Annotated in this window: 12 protein-coding genes; 3 read left to right on the forward strand and 9 right to left on the reverse strand. The window is 50.1% G+C overall.

Going from position 1 to position 9,973, the window contains the following annotated elements:
- The 7 genes from VIN66_RS02445 to prfB all read right to left on the reverse strand — a co-directional run.
- Positions 1–660, reverse strand: a 660-nt coding sequence (locus tag VIN66_RS02445; protein ID WP_331922511.1) for a carboxypeptidase-like regulatory domain-containing protein, incomplete at its 3' end; no start/stop codon positions are given.
- A 312-nt stretch (positions 661–972) separates the two neighbouring features.
- On the reverse strand, positions 973–2,067 hold the full coding sequence (locus VIN66_RS02450) for an AI-2E family transporter (protein ID WP_230818723.1): 1,095 nt from the start codon (positions 2,065–2,067) through the stop codon (positions 973–975).
- A gap of 14 nt (positions 2,068–2,081) precedes the next feature.
- A complete protein-coding gene (locus VIN66_RS02455) occupies positions 2,082–2,333 on the reverse strand; it encodes a hypothetical protein (protein WP_331922512.1) in 252 nt (83 codons plus the stop codon).
- Positions 2,323–2,808, reverse strand: coding sequence for a hypothetical protein (locus tag VIN66_RS02460; protein WP_331922513.1), 486 nt, complete (start codon positions 2,806–2,808; stop codon positions 2,323–2,325). The genes VIN66_RS02455 and VIN66_RS02460 overlap by 11 nt, the downstream gene beginning before the upstream one ends.
- A gap of 10 nt (positions 2,809–2,818) precedes the next feature.
- Positions 2,819–3,142 carry a DUF883 domain-containing protein gene (locus VIN66_RS02465; protein WP_134051690.1) on the reverse strand — a complete coding sequence of 108 codons (324 nt, stop codon included), beginning with the start codon at positions 3,140–3,142 and terminating at the stop codon, positions 2,819–2,821.
- Positions 3,143–3,374: 232 nt separating this feature from the next.
- A complete protein-coding gene (gene lysS, locus VIN66_RS02470; protein WP_331922514.1) occupies positions 3,375–4,895 on the reverse strand; it encodes a lysine--tRNA ligase in 1,521 nt (506 codons plus the stop codon).
- 33 nt (positions 4,896–4,928) lie between these two features.
- Positions 4,929–6,027, reverse strand: a protein-coding gene (prfB, locus tag VIN66_RS02475; protein ID WP_331922515.1) for a peptide chain release factor 2 whose coding sequence is annotated in 2 segments (ribosomal slippage) — positions 4,929–5,951 and positions 5,953–6,027 — 1,098 coding nt in all. Because the reading frame shifts where the segments join, the coding sequence is not laid out codon by codon here.
- Positions 6,028–6,228: 201 nt separating this feature from the next.
- Between prfB and VIN66_RS02480 the strand changes: the two genes are divergently transcribed.
- The 3 genes from VIN66_RS02480 (at position 6,229) to VIN66_RS02490 (ending at position 8,082) form a co-directional block, all read left to right on the forward strand.
- On the forward strand, positions 6,229–6,507 hold the full coding sequence (locus VIN66_RS02480; protein WP_331922516.1) for a hypothetical protein: 279 nt from the start codon (positions 6,229–6,231) through the stop codon (positions 6,505–6,507).
- A gap of 184 nt (positions 6,508–6,691) precedes the next feature.
- Positions 6,692–7,261: a hypothetical protein gene (locus tag VIN66_RS02485; protein WP_331922517.1), complete on the forward strand. Its 570-nt coding sequence runs from the start codon at positions 6,692–6,694 to the stop codon at positions 7,259–7,261.
- Positions 7,222–8,082 (forward strand): HAMP domain-containing sensor histidine kinase, encoded by an 861-nt coding sequence (locus tag VIN66_RS02490; RefSeq protein ID WP_331922518.1) that lies wholly within the window; start codon positions 7,222–7,224, stop codon positions 8,080–8,082. The genes VIN66_RS02485 and VIN66_RS02490 overlap by 40 nt, the downstream gene beginning before the upstream one ends.
- A 6-nt stretch (positions 8,083–8,088) precedes the next feature.
- On the opposite strand, the gene recJ is transcribed toward VIN66_RS02490, so the two are convergent.
- Positions 8,089–9,822: a single-stranded-DNA-specific exonuclease RecJ gene (gene recJ, locus VIN66_RS02495; protein WP_331922519.1), complete on the reverse strand. Its 1,734-nt coding sequence runs from the start codon at positions 9,820–9,822 to the stop codon at positions 8,089–8,091.
- Between the two features lie 6 nt (positions 9,823–9,828).
- The coding region (locus VIN66_RS02500; protein WP_331922520.1) for a thioredoxin fold domain-containing protein at positions 9,829–9,973 on the reverse strand (145 nt) is incomplete at its 5' end.

A 9,973-nucleotide genomic window follows, 5' to 3' on the forward strand; every position in this document is an offset into this window, starting at 1 on the left:
ATTAGGTGCAAAAATCGAGAACCGGCCACCGCCGCCGACATCTTCTTCCTCACCGAGCGTCGCATCAAAGTGCACCGCTTTATCAAACGGAAAGTCATCGACGAATATCAGGTTATCGCGTGGGCCGCGGCCACGCACGCTAAAGCTGGCAAATTCGCTGGCCGATGCCAGCCCAGGCAGTCCGTCCAGAGACAGTAGCGGATCAGCGCCACCGCCCACGGCGCTGCGCAGCGCTTCCCGGTCAAGATAGGTGCTGGAGCCTGCAGCAAAGGTAGCAGCTTGCTGTGCTCTGACTTCTACTACTTCAATAGCTTGGGGTTTCAGCTCGAAAGCTACCTTAATATTTTTGCGCGTTACCACCCGCACGCTTGGCTCATACACCGACGCGAAACCGCTTTTGCTCAGGTTGATAGAATAAAGCCCCGGGTCAAGCTGCTCTACCACGATACGCCCCTGGGTATCACTGGTTAAGGTTTGCGTGGCTGACGTTTCGCGCTCGGTTAGCGTGATTTGAACGTCTGATAGTGGCCGGTCAATATTTTGATCTTTGACGATGATCGTCAGCGCACCGGGCGCCTCTGCTGCCTGGCTAAAAAGTGGCCAGCTCAACAGCAACGCCGATAGCGTCAGCCATATTAGTTGTCTTAACTGCCGGCTCATATTACGCCCCCTCCAACAGTTAACCTCGATACCTGCCCCAATTGCCTACTCATATGTTGTCCTCCAACAATCCGCTGTATGTTTTGATGAAACGCAGGCAGGTTAACAAAGCTATTGTGACTAAAATGTCGCTAAGAGGTGAAAGCTTGGTCAGGAGCCGGCGGCTTGATATCTTGTGCGGCGAAAGTTGGCTTTTGAGGCGGAAATGCCGTGACCTTGCTTTTTGGCTTTGCACGAGTTATCTGAATAAACATTTGCCAATTAAACAAACAGAGAATTGCAAGGTTACAACAAGGTGATACCTGTAAAAGGTTACGATTCCCGTAAATCCGGTAGCGTCGTTTTATCGGTTGTTGTGGCATCGAGCACCACCAGCCAGCTGGGCGTTTCAGGCAAGTGCAGCGCTATAATTTTCAGGCAAACCAGCAGCGGAATCGCGATAAGTACGCCGACAACACCCCAGATCCAGCCCCAGATAAACATCCAGATCACCAGCACCAGCGGGTTCATATTAAAACGCCGGCCCAACGCCAGAGGGGTAATAAGCTGCGATTCAATCACGTTGAGTAGTAAGAACACGCCCGGCAACATTAAGATCTGCCCCGTTTGCTGATACTCAAAATAGCCAACTCCGGTCAGCAGCACCGTCAGTACCAAAGGGCCAACATAAGGTGCAAAGTTGAGCAACGTTGCCAAAGTGCCCCATAGCAGCGGATCCGGCACATCCAGCAGAAACATCGCCAGCGCAGTGGCTAACCCCAGCCCCACATTAATTGTACTGACGACCAGCACATAATGTGACATGTCATCCTGCACCGCATGAAAGGTAGACAGCAGGTTTTTCTTCGCATGAAGCGATGGCAAGGCCCGCACCATATTGCGTAACAACGCATCACCAAATACCAGAAAGAAGTAGGTAAACATCACCACAGCAGCAAGCTGAAACAGCATAATCGCTGTGGTTTGTGCCAACACAGACAGTAACGGCATAATACCGCTGCTTACCGCCGACTTTATTGATTCGGTAGCAGACTTGCCCGGCGCCACACTGTCTTTTAGCACGTCAATAGAAGCGGTAACATCTTCCACCTGCTCAGCTAAGCGTGAACCCAGCAGGGGTAAACGTTCCAGCCACTGGGCTGCGGGTTCATACAGCAGACTGATGCCAGCACCTGCCAGAGCCAGCATTACCATGATGATCAACGCCGCAGCTAAAGGCTTTGGCAGATAGCATTTGCCCATCAGCCTGACCGCTGGTGCGGCAAACAGCGCAAAAAATGCTGCGATCATCAGCGGCAGAATCAGCCCGCGGCAGAAGTAAAAGGTGTAACATAATGCCAGTAGCGCCATCAGTTTCATGGCAACAGTAGAAGCATAGCGGCGCTGCTGAGCGGAATAGGCTGTCATTCGATCCTGCCGGCTTAAAACAATGACCTTAGCCAACGCAGACCAATAACACTGCGCAAGGTTTTAACGGCACTGTTGTGCCGCAGCTGAAATAGTACACCAGCACTGAAACTTAACGTCAGTCCCGGCGCCGAGCCAATAAAGCTTTTAGCACGCTGCTGTAGTAACCAGCTTTCCGCCTGCAACACTTTTTGCCGCTGATGACCTTCCTGAGCCAGCCGCTCTACTTCCAACCGGCGGTGGCGTAGTAATTTATCAATCAGCATCAGATGCTCCTTCCGCTTTTAACAGCAAGCGTTTCAGTTGGCGCCAGGTTTCACCAAACCCAACTTGTGATAACACATAATCAAGGCTGCGCCAGCACCAATAAAGCACGGCGAGCTGCAACACCATCAATACCGCAGAACTTAACAGCACTGATCCGGAAAAGTGAAAAATCACATATCCTAACGCCAGCAGCAGACTGAACCACATCAGTACCATGCCTGCACCAAGACAGACGATGAGACCCGCAGCAACAGTCAGGCTTCGCCCTGTTAACTTCAACTCAGCTTTTGCTGTTTGACCCGATAATTTGATTTGCTCAGCATAACGCTCAGACATCGACCAACTCAGTGCAGCCATTTCTGAAATCTGGTTTACCGCACTTTGCAACACCGTTTTATCAGCATCAGGCTGAGCTGCACCCGGTGCAGTTCCGGGTGCCTGCGCTGTTGCTTGAGCGGCTTCCTTGCATTGCATGGCAAAAGCCTTAGCGACGACGCAGTAAAGTGGTTACCAGCATACCAGCGACAAAGGCTATACCAGCTGTCGCCAGCGGGTTTTGCTCTGCCAGAGAACGGGTTTTGCTGTAACTACTTTGCAGCTGCTGTTTAATCTCTTCCTGCTTGTGCGAGATAGCCTCTTTCGATGTCGCCGCAGTTTTACGCAGCGTATCTTCTGCTGCAGATGCTTTCATCGCCATACTGTCTACCGCATGATGTGCAGCCTCTGAAGCCCGCTCGGTAACCGGCGCATTTAAAGAACCATTACCTATAGTGCTGGTTTTAGCGGTTGTTTGTTGTGAACTGGCCATGTGATGCCTCCTTTTTAACAACGTTATGGCAGCCTAAGTGCTGCCAGATGCAGAATAGTTGTTGCAATGGTCAGGCCATCAATAAAATATATTAAAATCAATGTTTTATACAAATATGTAGTAAAAAACAGACATAATAGACTGTAGAAGTTACCCGCGCTTAGTAATCTTTACAGGGTAAGAAAAGTAAAAGCCAGACACGAGGTCTGGCTTTTTAAGCAGAAAAACATTCTTACTTATCGTGGTGTAAACGCATATGCGGGAACAGGATAACGTCGCGGATGGAAGCGGCGTCGGCCAGTAACATGACCAGGCGGTCGATACCGATACCCTGACCTGCTGTTGGCGGTAAACCGTGTTCCAGTGCGGTGACAAAGTCATCATCATAGAACATGGCTTCATCGTCACCGGCGTCTTTTTGTGCGACCTGCTCGCGGAAACGCTCGGCCTGATCTTCAGCATCATTTAACTCGCTAAAACCATTACCCAGTTCGCGACCACCGATAAAGAATTCAAAGCGGTCGGTAATTTCCGGGTTGTGGTCGTTACGGCGTGCCAACGGCGACACTTCAGCCGGGTACTCGGTAATGAAAGTTGGGTGGCGCAGCTTGGTTTCTACCAGCTCGTCAAACACTTCCATTAAAATACGGCCGTGGCCATAGTTGTCTTTTACTTCAATACCCAGTGTTTTCGCCAGTGCGGCTACCGACTCGCGCGTCGCCAGCTGCTCTTTAGTGATCTGTGGGTTGTGGTGCAGAATCGACTCCGTTACCGACATACGTGCAAACGGCTTGCCAAAGTCGAACACTTCGCCCTGATACGGCACTTCTGTTGAGCCCAGTACATGCTGTGCTAAGCCGCGGAATAGCTTTTCCGTTAAGTCCATCAGGTCGTTGTAATCGGCGTACGCCCAGTAGAATTCCAGCATGGTAAATTCCGGGTTGTGGCGGGTTGATACGCCTTCGTTACGGAAGTTACGGTTTAACTCGAATACTTTTTCAAAGCCACCAACGACTAAACGTTTTAAATACAGCTCTGGCGCGATACGCAGGAACATCTGCATATCCAGTGCATTGTGGTGGGTTTCAAACGGACGCGCTGAAGCACCGCCCGGAATAGCTTGCAGCATTGGCGTTTCGACTTCCAAAAAGCCTTCTTCGTTGAAGAACTTACGGATGTAAGCCACGGTTTTGCTGCGCACTAAAAAGGTGTGGCGTGATTGCTCGTTTGAAATAAGGTCTAAATAACGCTGGCGGTAACGCGCTTCGTTATCGGTTAAACCGTGGAATTTATCCGGCAGTGGGCGCAGCGCCTTGGTTAATAAGCGGATTTCAGTGGCCCATACCGTCAGCTCGCCAGTTTGGGTTTTAAATAAGTGGCCTTTAACCCCTAAGATGTCGCCTAAGTCCCACTTTTTAAACTGCTCGTTGTACAGGCCTTCTGGCAGGCTGTCGCGCGCGACGTAAACCTGGAACTTACCGCCCATGTCCTGCAGCGTAGTGAAGCTGGCTTTACCCATAATACGGCGCGTCATCATACGGCCGCCTAAGCTTACTTCAATTTTCTGCGCTTCTAACTCTTCTTTGCTTAAGTCGTTGTACTTGGCCAGCACTTCATCTGAGATGTGCTCACGACGGAAATCGTTCGGGAACATAAAGCCGTCTTCGCGTAGCTGCGCCAGCTTATGTTTTCGCTCAGCAATCAGTTTGTTTACGTCCTGAATTTCGTCGTGTTGTTGCTGTTGGTCAGACATAGTGTATTTCCTGATTGAGAGAGAACTTAAAGATTACAGGCCGGCTTTTAAGCTGGCTTCAATAAATTTGTCCAGATCGCCGTCTAATACCGACTGGGTATTACGGGTTTCGATACCGGTGCGTAAATCTTTGATGCGCGAGTCATCCAAAACATAAGAGCGGATCTGGCTGCCCCAGCCGATATCCGACTTGGTATCTTCCAGCGCTTGTTTTTCCGCGTTTTGCTTTTGCAATTCAAATTCGTAAAGTTTGGCGCGCAGTTGTTTATAAGCGTTATCACGGTTTTTATGCTGTGAACGGTCGTTCTGACACTGCACCACGATATTGGTCGGCAAGTGGGTAATACGTACCGCTGAGTCAGTCCGGTTTACGTGCTGACCACCGGCACCCGAGGCGCGGTAAGTATCGATACGTAAATCTGCCGGGTTAATTTCAATTTCGATGTCGTCATCAATTTCTGGCGACACAAACACTGAAGCAAACGAGGTATGACGGCGGTTACCACTGTCGAACGGGCTTTTACGCACTAAACGGTGCACGCCGGTTTCGGTACGCAGCCAGCCGTAGGCATATTCGCCGGAAAATTTGATAGTACAGCCTTTAATACCGGCCACATCACCGTCGGTAACTTCATAGATCTCGGGTTTAAAGCCTTTATCTTCACCCCAGCGCAGATACATCCGCATCAGCATACTGGCCCAATCCTGGGCTTCAGTACCGCCAGAACCAGCCTGAATGTCGAGGTAGCAGTCGTTTGCATCATGATTGCCGGAGAACATCCGGCGAAATTCCAGCAGGCTAAGCTGTTTATCTAAATCAGCCAGTTCAGCTTTAGCCTCTTCAAAGGTGTCTTCGTCTTCAGCTTCCACCGCCAGCTCAACTAAGCCTTCAACGTCTTCCAGGCCCTGATCCAGCTTATCAATGGTGCCAACAACCTGCTCCAGCGCTGAGCGCTCTTTACCCAGTGCCTGGGCTTTATCCGGCGTGTTCCAAATCGCAGAATCTTCTAATTCGCGGGAAACTTCTTCTAAACGCTCTTTCTTGCCATCATAGTCAAAGATACCCCCGAAGCACGTTAGTGCGTTCAGTTAAATCTTTAATGCTGTTGTACACCGGATTGACTTCAAACATGCTGTTGTCTGTAACCTTGAAATGCCAGAGAAAAAATAGGCGGCGATTGTAGCAAATTTATTGCCGTTGATGCAGCAGTCCTGAAGTAATATTTGCTTAATTAAACATGAGTTCAGCTAATTTCTTCTGCCATTCGATGTACATTCTGCAGGCTTTTCTATAATTTGGCTGTACTCACTTCGTTTAAGCTTTGTTCAGGTTATGTTTAAACTAAGCGCAATGCTCCTGCTGGCGACCAAAGCTAATATTCTCGGCTACTGTGTTGCTGTGCTTATGGTGTCTGCAGCCTTTGCTGCTCCAGAGCAAGCAACAAGCCCGGAAAAGACCGCCGTTATTTATGCCTGGTCAGAAGCTATGGCTGATGACCCCAGAGGCCACTACCCTATTGATCTGCTCAAACTTGCACTGGCCCGCTCTGGCGAAAATTACATAGCCCTGCCCAGTAAGCATGAGTTACGCCAATACCGCACCCTACGCTAGGTTCAGCTGAACCGCGATTTAGATGTAGTCTGGACTTTTACCAGCACCGCCCGCGAACAACAGCTGCTGGCCATCCGAACTCCCATAGACAGAGGTTTATTAGGTTGGCGATTATTGCTGATAAATAAGCAGGACCAAGCGCGCTTCGACACACTCAGCGTAAATGAATTAAAACATCTACGCAGTGCGCAGGTATAGACGTAAGCTCAGTGTCTATTTCGTTGTTATCACGCTCAGTTTCACTGCACTGATGGCGGTGATGGTAACCGGCTGGCAGATTTACCTGACTTATAAAAGCGAAATGACCGCTTTGCGGGACCGGTTTGACCAGATAGAAAAAAGCTACATTCCAAGCCTGAAAGAGGCCATGTGGGCTGTCGATGAGCAGCGCATCAATGTGCTGCTCGATGGTTTAGCAGCGTTGCCAGGTATTGGCAGTATTATCTTGCTGGATGATATTGGTACCCGCTGGCAACGCAATAACACCTCTGGAAACCAGGCAGCAGACAGCCGCAGCTTTACGCTGCAGTATCATATTGGAAATGATCAGTATCTGCTTGGTGAGCTGCAAGTGACACTGATGGATGATGCCATTTACCAGTCGCTAAAACCAAAGCGGTCGCTATCAGTATCACCACCTGTTTATCATTACTGGTTGCCGCTCTTATTCTGTTGTATTTATTCCGTCATGCCATTAGCCGGCATCTGGAAAACATGGCGCGTTATGCGGCAACACTCGACAGTGACAACATGAACCAGCCGCTTAGCCTGAACCGCCCGGCGACCAGGCAACCTGACGAGCTGGATATGGTTGTCGAAGCGATAAACAAAATGCGGCAGAACATTCTGGATGATTTAAACAAACGCACTGAAATTGAGCTGGAGCTGATCCGCCATCGGCAGGATCTTGAAAAGCTTGTATCGGAGCGAACAAAAGAGTTGGAACAGAACAACCATACATTACAGCAGCAGTCTGCAGAACTGTCTGAGCAGAATGCCGAGTTAAATGCTTATGCGCATACAGTAGCGCACGATTTAAAGCATCCGTTAACGGCATTACTGGGGCAAACCGCCTTATTACAAGGTGCAGCGAATGCATTGTCCGAGCAGCAACGCAGCGACCTGCTGCAAAGCATTCATAGCAGTGCAGAGAAGATGAATAATATTATCAATGCCTTGCTAATGTTAGCCAGCGAACACAATGCCAATATCCGCTTTACCGAAGGCTGGCCTAAAGCAATGGGATTCTCGCCCTGGTTAGAGCAAGTGTGGGTAAACGATATCTCTAATGCCATTAAATATGGTGGCGAGGCCCCTGCAGTAGTATTGGGGGCTAATGAGCTGCCAAATGGCCAGATCCGCTATTGGGTAAAAGACAGTGGCCCGGGCATAGCGCTGGAGAAACAAACCGCGCTGTTTGCGCAGTTCAACCGTCTGGATACCAAAAAAGCTGACGGCCACGGCCTGGGTTTATCCATTGTTGCCCGAATTGTGCAGCGCTTAGGTGGAGAAACCGGTTACGAGACACCACCAGATGGCGGCAGCCTGTTTTGGTTTAGCCTGCCTGCTGAATAACAGTCATTAGCATGCCAGCATATGCCGGACTATCAGCTGTAAGTTTTGCTTGTCGCGAAACTCGTTAATATCCAGTTGGTACGCCAACTGCACTTTCTGCACGTTAACATCGGGCCAGGCTTTATTGTCGGCATTAAACCAGATTGCATCCACTAACTTACCGCCAGGCGTTTGTAGCACCATCTTCAGATGCTTGTCTGACAGCATCTTTTGGCTGATAAGCGTAAACTCGCCATCAAATACCGGTTCCGGAAATGCCTGCCCCCAGGGCCCGGCTTGCTGTAACAACCTGGCAAAATCCAGCTCAAAGCAATCCGCCGGTAATTCACCATCGGTATAAATAACAGCGGTTAGTTGCTCTGGTGTCAGATATTTTTTTGCCGTCAATGACAGCGCCAGCTTAAAGGTATCAAGCCGTTCAGCACTGATAGTTAACCCGGCCGCCATCGCATGACCGCCAAACTTTTTGATTAAACCGGGATACTGTGTAGAAATTTCTTCAAGCAAATCACGGATATGCAAGCCATTTATTGAACGGGCTGAACCTTTCAGCTCACCGTCATCGCCCTGCGCAAACACTATGGTAGGCCGGTGAAACTGCTCTTTTATCCGTCCGGCTAAAATGCCAATCACGCCCTGATGCCAGTCATGCCGGTAAAGACACAGGCATTCTGGCAAATCTTTGCCATCAAAGGATAGCTGGCTTAAAAATGCCTGCGCTTCGGTTTGCATGCTTTGCTCAATAGCACGGCGCTCGACATTTAAACTGTCCAGTTCAGCAGCGTACTGCCGTGCTAACCCAAGCTCTGGTGCCAGTAAACAGCTTATTCCCAGTGACATATCATCCAGCCGGCCGGCTGCGTTTAACCTCGGCGCCAGCGCAAACCCAAAGTCACTGGCAGTGAGCTTTTGCGCATTGCGGTTTGCGACATCAATCAGCGCCTGAATACCGGGGCGGCATTTACCGCTGCGAATTCGCATCAGCCCCTGGTGCACCAGAATACGGTTATTGCTATCCAGTGGCACCACATCAGCTACCGTCCCCAGAGCTACTAAATCCAGCAGCTCGGCTAAATTAGGCTCGCTTTGCGTTGCACTAAAATACTGCCGTTCACGCAGCGCTGCCCTAAGTGCCAATAGCAGATAAAACGCTACGCCAACGCCAGCCAGTGCTTTGCTGGCAAAACTGCAACCGGGCTGATTAGGGTTCACTATTGCATCGGCGTCAGGCAATTCATTGCCCGCCAGGTGGTGGTCGGTAATAAGCACTTTAACACCGGCTTTTTTCGCCAGTGCCACGCCTTCAATGGCAGAAATACCGTTATCAACGGTAATGATAAGCTCGGCTCCCTGCGCTACTGCCAGCTCAGCCATTGGCGGCGTCAGGCCGTAGCCGTACTCGAAACGGTTTGGTACCAGATATTCTACATACTTAAAGCCCAGCTCTTTCAGGCCGGTTAGCAATACAGCGGTACTGGTGGCGCCATCCGCATCAAAATCACCAACGATCACCAGTTGCTGCTGCTGAGCCAGTGCCTGCAGCAGCAGTTCTACTGCTGAGTTGATGCCCTTTAAACTGTTATAGGGCAATAACGCCGCTGCGCCACGCTCAAGCTCCCGGATGTCAGTGATACCACGGCTGATATACAAGCGTTGCAGCACCGGGTGTTGCACGCCGGCTAAGGGTGGTAAAACGCCGGGTAAAGCCCGGCGCTGAATAAAACGGTTTACTGCAGACATAGCGGGTTAAACATCTGTTTTCAGTTGTTCCAATAACGCTTTCGCCGGTTGATACCCCGGAATTAACCGGCCACTGGGCAGAATAATCGCCGGCGTACCGCTGATACCGAAAGATTGGCCCAGCTCATACTGTGCCTTTACCGGGTTCTGG

Origin of the sequence: Rheinheimera sp., assembly GCF_036568245.1 — a bacterium.
Taxonomy (GTDB): Bacteria; Pseudomonadota; Gammaproteobacteria; order Enterobacterales; family Alteromonadaceae; genus Alishewanella.